Origin of the sequence: Clostridium amylolyticum, from assembly GCF_900142075.1 — a bacterium.
GTDB lineage: Bacteria > Bacillota > Clostridia > Clostridiales > Clostridiaceae > Clostridium_AA > Clostridium_AA amylolyticum.
Window position 1 is genome coordinate 842,386 of the sequence record NZ_FQZO01000001.1, and the last position, 19,299, is coordinate 861,684.

Below are 19,299 nucleotides of genomic sequence, written 5' to 3' on the forward strand. Positions count from 1 at the left end.
TAACCGGGGGTGAATTATTTGTCAAAAATAAGAGTATATGAGTTGGCAAAAGAACTTGGAATAACAAGTAAAGATTTAATAACTTTACTTATGGATGAATTTAATATTGAAGTGAAAAATCACATGAGCGTTATCGAAAACGAAGATGCTGAATTAATCACAGAGCTTTTAAAAGATAAAGCAAAAGTAGAAACTGAAAATGTTAGTGATAGCAAAACTATAGTAGATGAATACGAAGAAATGGTGGCGGAAGAAGTTAATAAATTTACGAAAAAAAATAAAAAAAGACAAAAAAATGACGATAAAAATTCAGAGGATTACGAAAATGAAAACAAAACAAATACTGTAATAGAAATGGGTGAAACCATTACTGTTAAGGATCTTTCTGAAAAATTACAAAAGCCTACTACTGAAGTAATAAAAGCATTAATTTTCAGTGGGGTTATGGCTGGAATTAACCAAGAAATAGATTTTTCTACAGCAGAAAAAATTGCAGAAAAGTTTGAGTTTGTATTAGAGAAAAAAGATGAGAATCTAGGTCAATTAGAAGTGGATAATGAAATGTATACCGAAGATGACAGCGAAAAAAGGCCTCCTATTGTTACAGTTATGGGCCACGTTGACCACGGTAAGACATCATTATTAGATGCTATAAGAAAAGCAAAGGTTACTTCTACAGAAGCTGGTGGTATAACTCAACATATAGGTGCTTATACCGTTACTATAAATAATGAAAAAATAACCTTTTTAGATACCCCTGGCCATGAAGCTTTTACTTCTATGAGAGCAAGAGGAGCTCAAGTTACTGATGTTGTGATCCTAGTAGTTGCAGCTGACGATGGTATTATGCCTCAAACTGAAGAAGCTATTAATCACTGTAAAGCTGCCAATGTTCCTATAGTAGTTGCTATAAATAAAATCGATAGACCTGGTGCAAATATCGATAAAGTAAAACAAGAATTAACAGAATTTGGCTTAGTATCTGAAGACTGGGGTGGAGATACTATATGTGTACCTGTATCCGCTAAAACTCATGAAGGAATAGATACATTATTAGAAATGGTGCTATTAACTTCTGAAATGCAAGAATTAAAAGCAAACTCTACAAGAAATGCAAGAGGTACCGTAATAGATGCTAAACTTGACAAAGGTAGAGGCGCTGTAGCAACCCTATTAGTACAAAACGGAACTCTTAATGTGGGAGATTCAATATTAGTAGGAACAACTTATGGTAGAATTAGAGCTATGTTTGATGATAAAGCTAAAAAGATAAAAAGTGCTGGTCCATCTATACCAGTAGAAATTTTAGGATTATCTGAAGTTCCCTCCGCTGGAGATAGATTCTTTGTAGTAAAAGATGAAAAAACAGCTAGAGATATGGCTCAAACTAGAAAAGACAAAATTAAAGATGAAAATCTTCAATCTTCTAACAGAGTTTCCCTTGAAGACTTATATAACCAGATTAAAGAAGGGAAAGTTAAAGAACTAGCTTTAATAGTAAAAGCTGATGTTCAAGGTTCTGTAGAAGCAATAAAGCAATCTCTTGAAAAATTGTCTACTGATGATGTAAAGGTTAGAGTCATTCATGGTGCAGTGGGTGCCATTACCGAAACTGACGTGACTCTTGCTACTGCTTCCAATGCTATCATTATAGGATTCAACGTAAGGCCAGATGTTAATGCAACTTCTTCTGCTGAGAAAGAAAATGTAGAAATTAAAACTTACAGAATAATATACGATGCAATTGAAGATGTAAAATCTGCTATGATAGGTATGTTAGAGCCTGATTATAAAGAAGTGATACTAGGGCGTGCTGAAATAAGGCAAACTTATAAAATTTCCAGTCTAGGGACCATTGCTGGATGTTATGTATTAGATGGTAAAATTACTAGAAACAGCGATGTAAGAATAATTAGAGACGGAATAGTAATATTTGAATCTAAATTAGCATCATTAAAGAGATTTAAAGATGATGTAAAAGAAGCTGCTTCTGGTTATGAATGCGGACTAAGTATAGAAAAATTCAATGATATCAAAGAAGGAGATATTGTAGAAGCTTACTCTATGCAAGAGGTTAAAAGAAATCAGCTGTAAAGGGGTGGATTAATGTGGCCAATTATAGAGCTGGAAGAATAAATGAAGAATTGAAAAAAGAAATAAGTAATATAATAAGAAATGATATAAAAGATCCTAGGGTTTCTGGAATGGTTAGCGTAACAGATGTTACTGCTACTAAAGATTTACGTTATGCCAAAGTTATGATTAGCATATTTGGCAATGAAAATGAAAAGAAGGAAACTTTAGAGGCTTTAAAAAATTCAAGTGGATTTATAAGAAGAGAAGTAGGTCATAGGATTAAGCTAAGATATACACCAGAGCTTATCATTGAATTAGATAGCTCTATAGAACATGGAATGCATATAAATTCTTTAATTCAAAAAATTAAGGAGAGCGATGATGCATCTAAATGAAATAGCTAAATTAATAGAGCAGAGCACTACAATAGGTATAACTTTTCATACCTCTCCTGATGGAGACTCTTTAGGTAGTGCTCTTGCACTACTTATTGCTCTAAAAAATAAAAATAAAATGGCCTATATAATTTCTCAAGAAAAAATTCCAGAAAACTTTTCTTATTTACCCTTTAGCAGTGAAATAAGCAGTAATTTACAAGAACCTATAGAAAATACAGAATTAGTAATAGTGCTAGACTGTGGCAATAGGGAAAGGATCAATGCTAAATTAAATAATTATAAAAACACTTTAATTAATATAGATCATCATTTATCCAATGATATGTATGGTGATTTCAATTATGTAGATACTATAGCTGCAGCGGTAGCGGAAATTGTATATGAGCTTATAGCTATACTAAACATGGAAATTACTAAGGATATAGCTACATGCTTATATACCTCTTTATTAACGGATACAGGTTCCTTTAAATATTCTAACACTACCAGCAGAACTCACAATATAGCAGCTAAACTTATAGATACCTCTATAGATTTTACTAGCATACATAGGAATATTTATGAAAATAAATCCTTTAAATTCTTGAAACTTCAAGGTATGGTACTTGAAAATATGTATTTATTATTAGATAATAAAATTTGTATAATGGAAATACATGAAAAAATGTTAAAGGATATTAATTATGTTCTTGAAGATTCTTCAGAGATTATTTCCTATGGACTAAAGGTTAAAGGTGTAGAGATTGCAGTGTTGTTTAAAGAAGTCCCAAATGGTGTGAAAATTAGTTTTAGATCCAAAGATACTGCGGATGTGCGTAAAATAGCAGAGAATTTTTCTGGAGGGGGACACTCTAAAGCATCTGGTGCCTTTATTCCAAATGTCACCCTAGAAGAAGCAAAAAATACCGTTATACCAAAACTGAAGGATGAATTAAAATTATGAATGGCATATTGAATATTTATAAACCAAAAGGAATAACATCTTTTGATGTAGTTAGAAAAGTGAGGCATATCTGCGGTAAAGAAAAAGTTGGTCATGCTGGAACATTAGACCCTCTAGCTACAGGGGTTTTACCTGTTTGTATAGGTAAGGCCACAAAAATTATTGATTATGTCATGAATGAATCAAAAGTTTATAAAGCCACAGTAAAGCTAGGTATAAATACTGATACTTATGATAAAGAAGGAAATGTTATTTTAACCAAAGATGCGTCAAAAATAACCCTTTTAGATTTACAAAAGACTATAAATGAGTTTATTGGCACCATATCTCAAATACCACCAATGTACTCAGCATTAAAGGTTAATGGCAAAAGGTTATATGATTTAGCTAGAAAAGGTATAGAAGTGGAAAGGGAACCCAGAATAATAAATATATATTCTATTGAAGTAATATCCTTTAACACACCCTACGCTGAAATTCTAGTGCACTGCTCTAAAGGTACTTATATAAGAAGCCTATGCTATGATATAGGAGAATCTTTGGGTTGTGGTGCCTCCATGTGGGAACTGGAAAGAGTGAAAAATGGTATTTTCAATATAGCTGATGCAGTACATTTAGAAGAATTAAATGTAGATAACATCAGCGATTACTTAATTACCATGGAGAAGGCATTAATAAAATATGATTCTGTGCATTTAAATGAGTACTTTAAACCATTATTTATCAATGGGGTAAGTATTCAAGATTATAGACTAATAAATTCAATTCCAAATTCTTCACAAATTTTTAGAGTTTATTCTGAAAATGATGTTTTATTAGGTTTAGGAAAGAAAAATAATAATACTTTTAAAATAGAAAAGCTGTTATTGTAGAGGTATATTTATGTTAATTATAGATGAATTTTTTAATGATAAAATTACAAAGGGTACTTATATAGCTTTAGGAAGCTTTGATGGTCTGCATTTAGGTCATATGTCCTTAATAAATAAATCTATGGAGCTTTCTAAAATAAATAATGGTTTCAGCATGGTATATACTTTTAAGAATCATCCAAAGACCGTAGTTAAAGGAGCCACTCCTCCAAAGCTTCTAACTAGCAATGAGTATAAACTTTTATTGTTAGAGCAAGCTGGGGTAGACGTTTCATGTTTAGTAACCTTTAGTGAAGAGTATATGAAGATCACTGCAGTTGAATTTATAGAGCTCCTTATTAAAACCTATAATGCAAAAGGTTTTATAGTGGGCTTTAATTATAAATTTGGATACAAGAATACTGGTGATGTAAATCTCTTGAGAGAACTTCAGCCTCACTATGGATATGACTTGGTTATTATGGATCCCTTGATGTATAACGATGAAATTGTAAGTAGTTCAAGAATAAGAGAAGAAATATCCCTAGGAAATATTGAAAAAGCAAACATAATGTTAAATAGGCCTTACTGCTTAATTAGCAAGGTCATTGAGGGTAGGAAGTTAGGAAGGCAGTTAGGGTATCCCACTGCTAACATAGAAGTTGACAGCAAATATAGTATACCTGCTATAGGAGTGTATTATACTAATGTAGATATAGATGGTGTAATATACAAAGGTATTACTAGTGTAGGCAACAATCCTACCGTGGAGGGAAAAGATTTTTCCATTGAAACTTACATATTAGATTTTAATAATAACATATATGGCAAAGAAATAAATCTATACTTTATAAAACGCATAAGAGATGAGATAAAGTATCCTAGCTTGGATAAATTAATAGCTAGAATAGATATAGATAGACAAATTGCAGAAAATGAAGAAATACATGTAAGTTTATTGAAAAAATAATTTACATTTAAATTTTTCTTTGTTATAATAACCGTTGAGAACCAATTTCTACGTTTTTAGATTTGCCATCTTTTTACTTGGAACTTGGGGATAAATTTTGGAGGTGTTTTTAATGGAAAAGGCAACAAAACAAGAAATTATGCAAAAATACGCAAGACATGAAGGTGATACTGGTTCACCAGAAGTGCAAATAGCACTTTTAACAGACAGAATAAACAGTCTAACTGAGCACTTAAAGGTTCATAAAAAAGACCATCACTCAAGAAGAGGTCTTTTAATGATGGTTGGTCAAAGAAGAGGATTATTGAACTATCTTCAAGCAAAGGATATTGAAAGATATCGTGCTATATTAGAAAAGCTAGGTTTAAGAAGATAATTATAGAGCGGTTGTACCGCTCTATTATTTTAAAATATTGATAATTATGAATTTAATGCTAATAATATTAGTAGATCTGAAAGGAGGTATATTATGTACCATTCACACGAAATTATGGTAGCTGGAAGAAAGTTGAAAGTTGAATATGGAAAAATTGGTATGCTTTCTAATGCTGCAATAATGATGAGTTACGGTGATACAGTAATTATTACAAACGTAAATGCATCTGAAAGTCCAAGAGAAGGTATAGACTTTTTCCCTTTAAGTATTGAATATGAAGAAAGACTTTATGCAGTAGGTAAAATACCGGGAGGCTTTATAAAAAGGGAAGGAAGACCTTCAGAAAAAGCTATATTAAATGGTAGGGCAGTTGATAGACCTATTAGACCTCTGTTCCCTAAAGGATATAGAAACGATGTTCAAGTTGTATGTACTGTAGTATCAGTAGAGAACGATAATTTGCCAGAAATATTAGCAATTAACGCTGCTTCCACCGCTTTAGCAATTTCTAGCATACCATTTACTGATCCAGTAGGAGCAGTTTCTATAGGACTTATAGATGGAGAGTTTATAGTAAATCCCAACACCAAAGAAAGAGAGCAAAGCACACTAGCTCTAACAGTAGTAGCTACAAAAGAAAAGGTTATGATGATTGAAGCAGGTGCTGAAGAAATCTCTGAAGATGTAATGTATGATGCCATAATGTTTGGATTTGAAGAATGTAAAAAGATAGTTGCTTTTCAAGAAGAGTGTATGAAGATGTTTGGAAAGGAAAAAATTACGCCTGAATTACATGAAGTACCTGAAGAACTTGAAAAAGAAGTAAAAGATTTCAGTTATCAAATGATAAAATCAGCAATGTATATCATTGATAAAGATGAAAGAAATGCTGCTATGGATGAAGTTAAAAAGAAGATCAAAGAAGAATTTGAAGAAAAATATCCTGATAGCATGTCAGATATAAATGATGTTGTTTATAAATCTCAAAAAGAAATAGTTAGAAGCATGATTCTTAATGAAAAAAGAAGACCTGACGGAAGATCCTTTGATGAGATTAGACCAATAAGCTGCGATGTTTCCTTATTGCCAAGAACTCACGGTACAGGTTTATTCACAAGAGGACTTACCCAAGTTCTTACTGTGGCTACTTTAGGTGCCATAGGAGATGTTCAAATCCTAGATGGATTAGGAGAAGAAGAATTTAAGAGATACATGCATCACTATAACTTCCCATCCTATAGTGTTGGTGAAGTAAGACCTTTAAGAGGACCTGGAAGAAGAGAAATAGGTCATGGTGCCTTAGCTGAAAGAGCACTAGAACCATTAATTCCTTCAGAAGAAGAATTTCCTTATACCATTAGATTAGTTTCAGAAGTTCTAAGCTCTAACGGATCAACTTCTCAGGCTAGTGTATGCGGAAGTACTTTAGCACTATTAGATGCGGGAGTTCCAATTAAAAGACCAGCTGCTGGTATTGCTATGGGGCTGGTTACCAGCGAAGATTTAAACCAAGAAGAAGTATTAACTGATATTCAAGGTATTGAAGACTTCTTTGGTGATATGGACTTTAAAGTAGCGGGTACAGTAAAAGGAATAACATCTATTCAAGTGGATACAAAATTAAAAGGACTTTCTAATGAATGTATAAAGAAATCTATAGCAAATGCTAGAAAAGCTAGAGTATTTATTATAGATAAAATAAACGAATGTATCAGCGCACCTAGAGAAGAGGTTTCAAAATATGCACCAAAAACTTATACAATGCTTATTGATCCAGAAAAAATAAGAGATGTTATAGGTGCAGGTGGAAAAACTATAAATAAGATCATTTCTGAAACTGGTGTTAAAATTGATATTAAAGAAGATGGAAGAGTATTTGTTACCTCTGATGATATAGTAGGAGTAAAGCAAGCTCTTAAGATTATAGAAGGTTTAACTAAAGAAGTAAAAGCAGGAGAAATATATCTAGGGAAAGTAACTAAAATTGCTACTTTCGGAGCTTTTGTAGAGATATTACCTGGTAAAGAAGGTTTAGTTCATATATCTAAGCTTGATGTAGCTAGGGTAAATAAAGTTGAAGATATAGTTTCTGTAGGTGATGAAATATTAGTTAAAGTTACAGAGATCGACAACCAAGGAAGAATAAATCTATCTAGAAAAGATGCAATCAAAGAATCAGAAGAAAGCAATGAATCGCAAGATAAAGAATAGAAGGGCATTTATGCCTTTTTATTTTTTTAAGGAGAGATAATATGCAAAATGTATTTAAATTATCTAATGGATTAAGGGTAGTTACAGAAAAAATAGAAACTGTAAAGTCCATAAGTGTGGGTATATGGGTGGAGACAGGTTCAAGAAATGAAAACAAAGTAAATAATGGCATATCTCATTTTATTGAACACATGATGTTTAAGGGCACAGAAAAAAGAAATGCATTAGAACTGGCAGAGAGTATCGAGAATGTTGGTGGACAAATAAATGCCTTCACTGGAAGAGAAGCTACCTGCTACTATATCAAAGCCCTAGATGAAAATTTAGAACTATGTTTAGATGTATTATCTGACATGATGTTTAACAGTAAATTTTCTGAAGAAGACATTGAAAAAGAAAAAGGAGTAGTCATTGAGGAAATTAATATGTCTGAAGATTCTCCAGAAGATGTTCTCGCTGACCTTCATAGTATGTCAATTTGGGGAGAGGATTCTATTTCCTTACCCATACTTGGTACAGTGGATACTGTAAAAAGCTTTAACAGAGAGCTAATACTAGAATATATAGCTGAGTACTATATACCAGAAAACTCTGTTATTTCCATCTGTGGTAACTTTGAAGAGGATAAACTATATAATTATTTAGATAAATATTTTAGTACATGGAAATCTTTAAGCAATAAGAGAGTAACAAAATATAGTACCCCAATTTTATTATCTGACATACTATATAAGGATAAACCCATTGAGCAGCTACACCTTAGTTTAGGATTAAAAGGATATGAACTAGGCAATGATAAAGGTTACACATTAACCTTAATAAATAATATATTAGGTGGTGGAGCCTCTTCTATTCTATTTCAAAAAATAAGAGAAGAGTTAGGATTATGTTATTCAATATATTCTTATATGTCTTCCTATAATAACACAGGAACTATAAACATATATGCAGGCTTGTCTCCTAAATATGCTGAAAAAGCACTAAAGGTTATAAAAAAAGAATTAAAGGAATTTGCTGAAATTGGTGTAAGTAGCGCCTTATTAAATAATACAAAGAATAAGATAAAAGCTAGTTACATTTTAGGATTAGAAAGCACAAGCAGCAGGATGTTTGCTAATGGAAAAACTCTTTTATTTTTAAATAAGGTGAATTCTCAAGAAGATATAATGGATAAAATTAATGCCATTGATAACGATAAAGTTAAGATGGTTATGAATGAGACCATAGAAAAAGGTATAATCAATGCAGCCTTTGTAGGGAACAATTTTCAAATGGATTCAATTTTTCCTATAATCAGTGAGGATAAAAAAGCCTTTACTGAAGGTTCATCAATTTTAGTTTAAGTAATATGCCTCCTTTAATATGCATATTATACTAATAATATAATTAGAGGAGGTATATTTCATGAGTGAGAATATAAAGCTTTATAGTGAAATAGAAAAATTTGAAATTATAAATATCAATGATGGTGAAAAGTACAACTATCTTTCAAATAATGATATAGTAATAGATGAAGAGGGAGCATTTAAGCTTCTTATAATAGGTATTAATAATAATAAATTTTCATTATTTAATAATAATGAATTTATAGAAATTCCTTGGGACTATGTAAAAAAAATCGGAGCTAAAACTATAATTTTAGATGCAGAAGAAGAAAACATAAAAAAATCTAGATGATAATTTGCTTTAAGAGGTGATATTTTTGGACATTATTATACAAAAGTTTGGTGGAACATCCGTATCTACCAAAGAAAGAAGAAAATTGGTAATCTCTAAAATAAAAAACGCCCTAGAAAATCATTGTATACCTGTAGTAGTAGTATCAGCTATGGGAAGAAAAGGTGACCCTTATGCCACTGATACCTTACTTTCTTTAATACCTGATAACTATCAAAGAAATAATCCAAAGGCCATGGATTTTCTTATAAGTTGTGGTGAAATGATAAGCTCTGTAGTGTTATGCAGTGAACTTGAAGAAATGGGAATTAAAGCTATGCCATTAACTGGTGGGCAAGCTGGAATAATTACTGATAATAACTTTAACAATGCCTCATTAAAAACAGTGGACACTAAAAATTTATTAAAACTGATATCAGAAGGGATTGTTCCTGTGGTAACTGGCTTTCAAGGTATCACCCAAAATGGTGAAATAACTACATTAGGAAGAGGTGGCAGCGACACTTCTGCTTCCATACTAGGAGTTGCATTAAAAGCAAAAGAAATAGAAATATATACTGATGTAGATGGAATAATGACAGCAGACCCAAGAATAGTTAGTGATGCTATAGTAATTTCTAGCATGACTTATAACGAAATTTTTCAATTTGCTGATCAAGGAGCGAAAGTAATTCATCCTCGTGCAGTAGAAATCGCCATGAGAGGAAATGTGCCTATTATCATCAAAAATTCCCTAAATGATAGTTCTGGCACTGTGATAGATAATTCTATTGTGGAAAATAAAAGCATTATAACTGGAATAACTCATATCAGCGGTCGTGTTCAGATAATAGTAGAATTATGCCATAATAAAGAAAATATACACTATGTAAGCTTGCTAAGTATATTAGCTGAAGAAAAAATAAGTATTGACCTTATAAATGTATTCCCTACAGAAAAAGTATTTACCATAAGCGAAAAGGACGTTACCAAGCTGCTGGAAGTTTTTAATAAAATAAATATTAAATTTAGTATAGAAGAAAACTGCAGTAAAGTGGCTTTAATAGGTTCAGGAATGAAAGGAATACCCGGAGTTATGGCTTCTATCTTAGAAGAATTAAATAAAGAAAATATAGCTGTACTTCAGACAGCAGACTCTTATATGACCATATGGTGTCTTATAAAAACTGACAAGGTGGAGAAAGCCATTAACACCTTACACAAAAAATTTATGTAATTCATAGTATAAATATAGCCTTCTAGCACAAACTAAAGTTTGTATAGGAGGGATGCTAAATGAAGGATAAATCAGAAAAAGATATAAATGCACAAATAGAGTCCGTTAAAGAATTTGGAAATGATTTTTTAATAAATAAAGAAGAAAGAATACAGATACTACCTATTATTGGACAGATTGAAGGCCATTTAAATTTACCGCCTCAAACCAAATCCACTAAATATGAACATGTGATTCCTCAACTCATCTCCATGGAACAAAGCGATAAGGTAAAAGGAATTCTTATTATATTAAACACTATCGGTGGTGATATTGAAGCTGGATTGGCAATAGCTGAAATGATAAATAGTTTAAGCACTCCTACAGTTTCGCTGGTGATTGGAGGAGGGCACTCTATAGGGGTACCTTTAGCTACTTCAGCAGATTACTCCTTTATTTCTCCATCTGCAACTATGATTTTACATCCTATTCGCATGAATGGTTTAATTATTGGAGTTCCCCAAACTTTCGAGTATTTCAACAAGATGCAGGAAAGGATTAATGACTTTATAGTAAGAACATCTAATATAAATAGAGACTCATTAAAAAAATTAATGCTTCAAACAGATGAACTTTTAAATGATATGGGTACTATTTTAATAGGCAATCAAGCAGTGGAATATGGTATAATAAACGAAGTGGGTGGGGTAAAGGAGTCTTTAAAGAAATTAGAAGAGTTGATTGATAGTAATAATAATTAACCATAGGCATCCCTATGGTTAATTTTATTTTAGTAAAAGGATATTTGTTATAAATGTAGAATTAAATAAATCGGGGTGGTATAATGGCAAGAAAAAAGAAAAAAGTTAATACAAGTAATAAAACAAATTTTAACCATGAAATAAAAGGAATTATTTTTATAACTATTGGTTTATTGCTTATTTTTGGAATCTACTATTCTAAAGCCGGAGTGGTGGGGCAAGTATCTAAGTCTGTAGTATTCTCACTATTCGGACTCATAGGATATATAATGCCTATGCTACTAATAGCTTATGGAATATATGTTATAGCTTCTCAAGGGAAAATGGCCTCTAAAAAGAGACTATACGGCACTTTAATCTTTTTAGTTAATTCATTACTATTTATACAAATGATAACCTTTGAAGATTATTATCAATCTGATTCTATAGTTAACTCAATTAAAGCAATAATTCAATCGGAAAATAAATTCCATGGTGGAATTATAGGTTTACTATTAGATATACCTTTCTATAAGCTTTTTGGCGTGGTTGGTTCCTTCATAATATTTTCTGCGTTATATGTGATAGCTACCATAGTGCTTTTTAATATATCACTTTATGACATTGGAGAAAATGTGAAGACCAAAACCAAAGAAGCCAGAAAAAATAGAAAGAACAAAGTATCTGAAGATACAGTATCTGAAAAAGCTATAAGTAAGGAACTAGAACCTATTACTTCAGAAGAAAAATCAGAATATATTAAAGGGATTAATAATAAAATAAAAATATTAGACTTTATGAAAAGCAATACCATTAGTGATGAACCAAAATCGGATATAGTCATTAATGATATCCCTGAAGATACTAATAGAAAAGTTTCTTCACCAGTGAATGATAAAAATATCAATGAAGAAGTAAATAAGGAAATCTCTGAAAAAATAATTAATATGCCCGAGGATGTAAAATATGAATTTCCTCCTATAGATTTGTTGAATATAAATTCAAATACGAAAATGAATAAAGAAGATAAAAAAGAGCTTTTAGCTAATGCTAATAGGCTAGAAGAAACCTTAAATAGTTTTGGCGTAGAAGCTAAGATTATTCAAGTTACAAAAGGTCCTTCAGTAACTAGGTTTGAGCTTCAACCAAGTCCTGGAGTAAAGGTTAGTAAAATAGTTAATCTCTCTGATGACATCGCTTTAAGTTTAGCTGCTAGAGGAGTTAGAATAGAAGCTCCTATTCCTGGTAAGTCAGCAGTGGGTATTGAGGTGCCCAATAAAGAGTTAACAGCTGTTTTTCTTAGAGAAGTATTAGAATCTAATGAATATGCTTCTACTTCAAGAAATTTATCCTTTGCCCTGGGTAAAGGTATAGACGGTAATTGTATGGTAACAGATTTGAGCAAAATGCCTCACTTGCTTATAGCTGGAGCAACGGGTTCAGGAAAAAGCGTGTGCATTAACACATTAATTATGAGCTTATTGTTTAAATATTCACCTCAGGAAGTTAAACTGCTCATGGTGGATCCAAAGGTAGTTGAACTGAGTATATATAATGGGATACCTCATCTTTTAATTCCTGTGGTAACAGACCCTAAAAAAGCGGCGGGAGCACTAAACTGGGCTGTAAATGAAATGAATAGACGATACAAGCTTTTTGCTGAAAATGGCATGAGGAATATAGAAGGATATAACGACTTATATGATAAAGGGAAAATAGCTGAAAGGCTACCCTGGATTGTAATGATAGTGGATGAGCTTGCAGATTTAATGATGGCCTGTCCTCACGAAGTGGAAGAATATATCGCTAGATTAGCTCAAATGGCAAGAGCAGCAGGAATGCATTTAGTTATAGCAACCCAAAGACCTTCCGTAGATGTAATTACCGGTGTAATTAAGGCAAATATTCCTTCTAGAATATCCTTTGCTGTTTCAAGTCAAATAGACTCAAGAACCATATTAGACTCTTCCGGCGCTGAAAAGCTACTAGGTAGGGGAGATATGCTGTTCTATCCTGTTGGTGAATCTAAACCAATAAGAATACAAGGAGCATTTATATCCGAAGGAGAAGTTGAAAAGGTAGTAAACTATATTAAAAGTCTAGATGCACCTGCTGAAGAGGATTATCAAGCTGAAATATTAGAGCATATTGATAATGAAGTATCTACCACTTCTACAGATAATGACCAAGATGCATTATTAGATGAGGCTATTAGAATAGTAGTGGAATCGGGACAAGCATCCACATCTTTATTGCAAAGAAGATTAAGAATTGGATATAATAGAGCAGCTAGGATTATGGAACAATTAGAAGAAAACAGGGTAATTTCCCCTAGAGATGGAAGTAAACCCAGGCAAGTTTTAATATCTAATGAAAGCTCTGATGAATATTAAAAAATACTTGTTTAATAAATAAAAGAGATTTAAAATAAATCTATGACTAGATACGTAGGAGGAGCTAATTTGCAAAAATATAAGGTTGGAATCATAAGTTTAGGTTGCGATAAAAACAGAATTGATAGCGAAATTATGTTAGGATCAATTAATAAGGATTTTGAACTAACTAACAAAGCTGAAGAGGCAGATATAATTATAATAAATACTTGTGGTTTTATTGAAAAAGCAAAACAAGAATCCATTAACACCATACTAGAAATGGCAGAATTTAAAAATAAGGGTAATTGCAAACTTCTCATGGCTACAGGCTGTCTTACTCAAAGGTATGGAGAAGAACTTGCAGAGCTAATACCAGAAATTGATGTGATGCTGGGTGTAAATGATTATATTCAAATTAATAAGTTTATTAATGAATTTATAAAAAATAATAAAAGAATAATAAATTGTAATTATAGTGATGAAAACATCAATGAAGGAGAAAGAATTATCACAACTAATAAAATGTCAGCCTATGTAAGAATCGCAGAAGGCTGTGATAATTATTGTACTTACTGTATTATACCTAAAATAAGAGGTAAATATAGAAGTCGTTCTATGGAAAGCATACTAAAAGAGGTTAATGAACTTGTATCCCAAGGAGTTAAAGAAATAATACTCATTGCTCAGGATACCACTAGATATGGTATGGACCTGTATGGTGCAAAACACTTGCATAGTTTAATTAAGGATATTTCAAAAATTCCAGGAGTAGAATGGATAAGATTATTATATTGTTATCCAGAGGAACTTTATGATGAATTAATACAGGAAATAGCCTCTAATAAAAAAGTATGTAATTATTTAGATTTACCTATTCAACATATCAGTAATGATGTACTAAAGCTTATGGGACGAAAAACATCAAAAGAATCCATACTAAACATTATAAATACATTAAGAAAAAATATACCTGATATTAAGTTAAGAACATCTATAATAGTAGGTTTTCCAGGAGAAACAGAAGATAACTTTAAGGAACTTAAAGAATTTATAGAAGAAATAAAATTTGATAACTTAGGTGTTTTTAGATATTCAAAAGAAGAAGGCAGTGCTGCTGCACTAATGAAAGATCAAATTGAGGAAAACATTAAGAAACAAAGAGAAAAAGAGTTAATGAAGTTACAGAAAGAAATAGTAATAAAACTTAACCAAGAGAATGTTGGTAAAATTTATGATGTTTTGATAGAATCAGAAAATGAGGAGTTTTATATAGGCAGAAATCAGGGTATGGCTCCAGACATAGATGGCATGATTTTTATAGATAAGAAGAATCCTATGAATGTTGGAGATATAATTCCAATTAAAATTATGGAATCCACAGAATATGATTTAATAGGAGTTGTGTATTATGAATCTAGCAAATAAGCTAACAATAATTAGAATCTTTCTTGTGCCTGTTTTTCTTGTATTCATAGCAGCAAAAGGAATTCCTTACGGTAATTTTATTGCTACATTTATATTTATTTTAGCTGCCCTTACAGATAAATTAGATGGATATATAGCTAGAAGTAGAAATCAAATTACCACCTTTGGTAAATTTATGGATCCTTTAGCTGATAAGCTTTTGGTAACTTCAGCTTTAATTTCCTTAGTAGAGTTACAAGTTGTTCCTGGCTGGGCAGCAGTTATTATAATCGCTAGAGAATTTGCTGTTTCAGGTTTAAGGACCATTGCTGCTGCAGAAGGCACTGTAATTGCTGCAAGTTGGTGGGGAAAGATTAAAACCGTAATACAAATAGTGGCTATAGTATTGCTTCTCCTTGATGTCAATATCACCACTAATAAGGTTTTATCATCCTTAATAACAGAATATAATTATATAGAACAATTCTTTAAATACGCACCTGGATTATTCTTATATCTTGCTGTTGCTATAACAATAGCTTCTGGTGTGGATTATTTTATTAAAAATAAAGAAGCAATAAAAATTGATAAATAAGGAATATAATTCCTTAAACTGTCAATAATCTTAATAATGCGAATAGAGTTCCTTAGCAGGAACTTTTTCACTTATTGTTGACTTATTTTCTTTAATACTTTATAATATAGTAGAACAGACGTTCGTGAGAGGATGGTGACCCAAATGGGTAATATGGATAACGAAAAAATTAAAGCAATTGAAGTAGCTATGGGACAGATAGAAAAACAATTTGGTAAAGGTTCTGTAATGAAATTAGGTGAGCATAGCATATTAAATATTGACTCTATACCTACTGGATCTTTAGACTTAGATATCGCACTAGGAATAGGTGGTGTTCCTAGAGGCAGAATAATTGAAATTTATGGACCAGAATCCTCTGGTAAAACTACCGTTGCACTTCACATCGCAGCAGAAGCTCAAAAACTTAATGGTGCAGTAGCATTTATAGATGCAGAGCATGCGTTAGATCCTAGCTATGCCAAAGCCTTAGGTGTAGACATAGATAATTTAGTGGTATCACAACCTGATACAGGTGAACAAGCACTTGAAATTGCTGAAGCATTGGTTCGTTCAAATGCCATTGATGTAATAGTGGTAGACTCTGTAGCCGCTCTAGTGCCTAGGGCAGAAATAGAAGGGGAAATGGGAGACGCCCACGTTGGTCTTCAAGCTAGACTGATGTCTCAAGCTTTAAGAAAGCTTGCAGGTACTATAAGCAAGTCAAAATGTGTTACTATTTTTATAAATCAGTTAAGAGAAAAAGTAGGAATAATGTTTGGTAACCCAGAAACAACTCCTGGTGGAAGGGCTTTAAAGTTTTATTCTTCTGTAAGATTAGATGTAAGAAGAATTGACAGCATAAAACAAGGTGAAGAAATAATCGGAAATAGAACTAGAGTAAAAGTTATTAAAAATAAAGTAGCTCCTCCATTTAGGCAAGCTGAATTTGATATAATGTATAATGGTGGTATATCAAAAGAAGGTAATATATTAGATGTAGGTGTAAAAGAAGAAATAGTTCAAAAGAGCGGTGCTTGGTTCTCATATAATGATACAAGATTAGGCCAAGGTAGAGAAAATGCTAAACAATTTTTAAAAGATAATCCAGTTATTGCTTTAGAAATAGACACCTTAATTAGAAAAAAACATAATCTTCCTATATCCCAAGAGGTTGCAGCCACAGAAGAAAAGGCTGAAGTAAAGAAAAAGGAAGATAAAAAGTAAAACCGCAAACTTGTTTGCGGTTTTTTTCTGTGAAAATAACTGTATGCTTAAAGCTATATTGACATTAATAAAAATTTAATATAAAATGGATACAAATACTGGTTTATCATATTCAATAAGTTGCTGTGCAATGATACACCTTTTGAAGCTTGTGTTATAACATGCTATGGTTACACAAGATACTAAGGAGGTGTTTTTAATGAAAATAGAGCAACTATTATATCCTGCAATTGTTATAGTTATATTCAGTATTGTCCTATTTATTGAATTTAAAATAAGAATGAAACTATCAAAACAAAAAATTGTTAAGGTAGAGGAAGAAACTCAGGCAGTACTTGAAGATGCTAAAAAACAATCAGAGGCATTGAAAAAAGAATCTATTCTTGAAGCAAAAGAAGAGGTTCACAGATTAAGATCAGATTTTGAAAAGGAAACAAGAGAAAGACGTAATGAAATCCAGAGGCTTGAAAGAAGACTTATTCAAAGAGAAGAATCTTTAGACAAAAAAAGTGACTTGCTAGAAAAAAGAGAGGACTCTTTAAACAAAAAGTCTCAAGAAATTCAAAATCTTGAAGATAGTATTCAAGGTTTATACAATAAACAAAGACAAGAATTAGAAAGAATTTCTGGATTATCAACTGAAGAAGCAAAACAAATTTTATTGGATGAAATTAGTAGAGAGATTAAGCACGATGCAGCAGTAATGATAAAAGAAGTGGAATCCAAAGCTAAAGAAGAAGCTGATAAAAAGGCTAGAGAAATTATTACTACAGCAATACAAAGATGTGCTGCTGATCATGTATCAGAAACCACAGTTCATGTTGTTACCCTTCCAAATGATGAAATGAAGGGTAGAATAATAGGAAGAGAAGGTAGAAATATCCGAACTTTAGAAACATTAACGGGGGTAGATTTAATAATCGATGATACTCCAGAAGCTGTTATACTCTCAAGTTTTGATCCTATAAGAAGAGAAGTAGCAAGACTGGCTCTTGAAAAATTAATTGTAGATGGTAGAATACATCCTGCAAGAATTGAAGAAATGGTAGAAAGAGCTAAAAAAGACCTTGACAACGAAATTAAAGAAGAAGGTGAGCAAGCTACCTTTGAAACAGGTATAAATGCAGTTCACCCAGAAATAATTAAGTTACTAGGAAGACTAAAGTACAGAACTAGTTATGGCCAAAATGTACTAAAGCACTCCATAGAAGTTTCTTACTTAGCAGGTTTAATGGCTTCAGAGCTAGGTTTAGATCCTACTATAGCAAAGAGAGCTGGATTATTACATGATATAGGAAAAGCTGTAGATCACGAATATGAAGGACCTCATGCCCTTATAGGTGGAGATTTAGCTAAAAAGTATCATGAATCACCTATAGTTGTAAATGCCATTGCTGCTCATCATGGAGATGTAGAAATGCAATCTTTAGAAGCAGTTTTAGTGCAAGCAGCTGATGCTATATCTGCTGCAAGACCAGGTGCAAGACGTGAAACTTTAGAAGCTTATATTAAGAGATTAGAAAAGTTAGAAGAAATAGCGAATTCCTATGAAGGTGTTGAGAAATCTTTTGCTATTCAAGCTGGTAGAGAAATAAGAATTATGGTTAAGCCAGAAATAGTAGATGATGCAGGCTCTGTTGAAATGGCTAGAAACATAGTAAAGACCATTGAAAACGAATTAGAATACCCAGGTCAAATAAAAATAAACGTAATCAGAGAAACCCGTGCTATTGATTATGCAAAATAAGTTAAAAAATACATTTTGTGAAAACAAAATGTATTTTTTTAATTTTGTGATAAAATCCAAAGGTTTTTTAAAACCTATGTAGAATATATTAATATGTAACAATATATACATTTATGTAAACGATATTATAGCAAAGCTTAGTGTATTAGGAGGGAATCCACAATGGAAGTATTAAAAGTTTCAACAAAATCCAATCCAAATTCTGTAGCAGGCGCTCTTGCCGCAATTATAAAAGAAAAAAATATTGTAGAAATACAGGCTGTAGGAGCAGGTGCAATAAATCAAGCTGTTAAGGCTATTGCCATTGCAAGAGGCTTTGTAGCCCCCAGTGGTAAAGACATTGTATGTGTTCCAGCTTTTACCGACATACAAATAGATGGTGAGGAAAGAACAGCAATAAAGCTTATTGTCCAACCTAGATAAATAAAAGGGCGTGGTGCCCTTTTATTTATAATATTTACATGTATAGTTTTAAATGTTATATTTAAAGTGATATTAATTTTGTATATGAAATTAATAAATAAAAATATTAAAA

The 19,299-nt window shown here is 31.9% G+C and carries 17 protein-coding genes; all 17 read left to right on the forward strand.

Annotation, left to right across the window (positions count from 1 at the left end):
- Window positions 1–18 precede the first annotated feature (18 nt).
- Window positions 19–2,094: a translation initiation factor IF-2 gene (gene infB, locus BUA82_RS04125; protein WP_073004917.1), complete on the forward strand. Its 2,076-nt coding sequence runs from the start codon at window positions 19–21 to the stop codon at window positions 2,092–2,094.
- A 14-nt stretch (window positions 2,095–2,108) separates the two neighbouring features.
- The gene (gene rbfA, locus BUA82_RS04130) at window positions 2,109–2,471 is read left to right on the forward strand and encodes a 30S ribosome-binding factor RbfA (protein ID WP_073004919.1); all 363 of its coding nucleotides are present in this window, start codon (window positions 2,109–2,111) and stop codon (window positions 2,469–2,471) included.
- Complete coding sequence (locus BUA82_RS04135; protein WP_073004921.1) at window positions 2,458–3,417, forward strand: DHH family phosphoesterase; 960 nt, start codon at window positions 2,458–2,460, stop codon at window positions 3,415–3,417. The genes rbfA and BUA82_RS04135 overlap by 14 nt, the downstream gene beginning before the upstream one ends.
- A complete protein-coding gene (gene truB, locus BUA82_RS04140; RefSeq protein ID WP_073004922.1) occupies window positions 3,414–4,289 on the forward strand; it encodes a tRNA pseudouridine(55) synthase TruB in 876 nt (291 codons plus the stop codon). Before BUA82_RS04135 ends, truB begins: the two co-directional genes overlap by 4 nt.
- Before the next feature lie 10 nt (window positions 4,290–4,299).
- On the forward strand, window positions 4,300–5,238 hold the full coding sequence (locus BUA82_RS04145; protein ID WP_073004923.1) for a bifunctional riboflavin kinase/FAD synthetase: 939 nt from the start codon (window positions 4,300–4,302) through the stop codon (window positions 5,236–5,238).
- Between the two features lie 112 nt (window positions 5,239–5,350).
- Window positions 5,351–5,614, forward strand: coding sequence for a 30S ribosomal protein S15 (gene rpsO, locus BUA82_RS04150; RefSeq protein ID WP_073004924.1), 264 nt, complete (start codon window positions 5,351–5,353; stop codon window positions 5,612–5,614).
- 93 nt (window positions 5,615–5,707) lie between these two features.
- Window positions 5,708–7,825: a polyribonucleotide nucleotidyltransferase gene (locus BUA82_RS04155; protein ID WP_073004925.1), complete on the forward strand. Its 2,118-nt coding sequence runs from the start codon at window positions 5,708–5,710 to the stop codon at window positions 7,823–7,825.
- A 41-nt stretch (window positions 7,826–7,866) separates the two neighbouring features.
- A complete protein-coding gene (locus BUA82_RS04160) occupies window positions 7,867–9,168 on the forward strand; it encodes a M16 family metallopeptidase (RefSeq protein WP_073004926.1) in 1,302 nt (433 codons plus the stop codon).
- A gap of 61 nt (window positions 9,169–9,229) precedes the next feature.
- Window positions 9,230–9,502: a YlmC/YmxH family sporulation protein gene (locus BUA82_RS04165; RefSeq protein ID WP_073004927.1), complete on the forward strand. Its 273-nt coding sequence runs from the start codon at window positions 9,230–9,232 to the stop codon at window positions 9,500–9,502.
- A 25-nt stretch (window positions 9,503–9,527) separates the two neighbouring features.
- Window positions 9,528–10,718, forward strand: coding sequence for an aspartate kinase (dapG, locus tag BUA82_RS04170; protein WP_073004928.1), 1,191 nt, complete (start codon window positions 9,528–9,530; stop codon window positions 10,716–10,718).
- A gap of 59 nt (window positions 10,719–10,777) precedes the next feature.
- Window positions 10,778–11,458: a ClpP family protease gene (locus tag BUA82_RS04175; protein WP_073004929.1), complete on the forward strand. Its 681-nt coding sequence runs from the start codon at window positions 10,778–10,780 to the stop codon at window positions 11,456–11,458.
- 83 nt (window positions 11,459–11,541) lie between these two features.
- Window positions 11,542–13,830 (forward strand): FtsK/SpoIIIE family DNA translocase, encoded by a 2,289-nt coding sequence (locus tag BUA82_RS04180; protein WP_073004931.1) that lies wholly within the window; start codon window positions 11,542–11,544, stop codon window positions 13,828–13,830.
- 69 nt (window positions 13,831–13,899) lie between these two features.
- Window positions 13,900–15,237, forward strand: coding sequence for a 30S ribosomal protein S12 methylthiotransferase RimO (gene rimO, locus BUA82_RS04185; RefSeq protein WP_073004933.1), 1,338 nt, complete (start codon window positions 13,900–13,902; stop codon window positions 15,235–15,237).
- A complete protein-coding gene (gene pgsA, locus BUA82_RS04190; protein ID WP_073004935.1) occupies window positions 15,221–15,811 on the forward strand; it encodes a CDP-diacylglycerol--glycerol-3-phosphate 3-phosphatidyltransferase in 591 nt (196 codons plus the stop codon). Before rimO ends, pgsA begins: the two co-directional genes overlap by 17 nt.
- Before the next feature lie 144 nt (window positions 15,812–15,955).
- Window positions 15,956–17,017, forward strand: coding sequence for a recombinase RecA (gene recA / locus BUA82_RS04195; RefSeq protein ID WP_073004937.1), 1,062 nt, complete (start codon window positions 15,956–15,958; stop codon window positions 17,015–17,017).
- Window positions 17,018–17,216: 199 nt separating this feature from the next.
- A complete protein-coding gene (gene rny, locus BUA82_RS04200) occupies window positions 17,217–18,764 on the forward strand; it encodes a ribonuclease Y (protein WP_073004939.1) in 1,548 nt (515 codons plus the stop codon).
- Between the two features lie 162 nt (window positions 18,765–18,926).
- Complete coding sequence (locus tag BUA82_RS04205; protein WP_072991331.1) at window positions 18,927–19,187, forward strand: stage V sporulation protein S; 261 nt, start codon at window positions 18,927–18,929, stop codon at window positions 19,185–19,187.
- Window positions 19,188–19,299: the final 112 nt, after the last annotated feature.

Excerpts from the sequence above, each read along its gene's own strand:
- BUA82_RS04135 (WP_073004921.1), top strand. The coding sequence starts at position 2,458 with ATGCATCTAAATGAAATAGCTAAATTAATAGAGCAGAGCACTACAATA.
- truB (WP_073004922.1), top strand. The coding sequence starts at position 3,414 with ATGAATGGCATATTGAATATTTATAAACCAAAAGGAATAACATCTTTT.
- BUA82_RS04145 (WP_073004923.1), top strand. The coding sequence starts at position 4,300 with ATGTTAATTATAGATGAATTTTTTAATGATAAAATTACAAAGGGTACT.
- rpsO (WP_073004924.1), top strand. The coding sequence starts at position 5,351 with ATGGAAAAGGCAACAAAACAAGAAATTATGCAAAAATACGCAAGACAT.
- BUA82_RS04155 (WP_073004925.1), top strand. The coding sequence starts at position 5,708 with ATGTACCATTCACACGAAATTATGGTAGCTGGAAGAAAGTTGAAAGTT.
- BUA82_RS04160 (WP_073004926.1), top strand. The coding sequence starts at position 7,867 with ATGCAAAATGTATTTAAATTATCTAATGGATTAAGGGTAGTTACAGAA.
- BUA82_RS04165 (WP_073004927.1), top strand. The coding sequence starts at position 9,230 with ATGAGTGAGAATATAAAGCTTTATAGTGAAATAGAAAAATTTGAAATT.
- BUA82_RS04175 (WP_073004929.1), top strand. The coding sequence starts at position 10,778 with ATGAAGGATAAATCAGAAAAAGATATAAATGCACAAATAGAGTCCGTT.
- BUA82_RS04180 (WP_073004931.1), top strand. The coding sequence starts at position 11,542 with ATGGCAAGAAAAAAGAAAAAAGTTAATACAAGTAATAAAACAAATTTT.
- pgsA (WP_073004935.1), top strand. The coding sequence starts at position 15,221 with ATGAATCTAGCAAATAAGCTAACAATAATTAGAATCTTTCTTGTGCCT.
- recA (WP_073004937.1), top strand. The coding sequence starts at position 15,956 with ATGGGTAATATGGATAACGAAAAAATTAAAGCAATTGAAGTAGCTATG.
- rny (WP_073004939.1), top strand. The coding sequence starts at position 17,217 with ATGAAAATAGAGCAACTATTATATCCTGCAATTGTTATAGTTATATTC.
- BUA82_RS04205 (WP_072991331.1), top strand. The coding sequence starts at position 18,927 with ATGGAAGTATTAAAAGTTTCAACAAAATCCAATCCAAATTCTGTAGCA.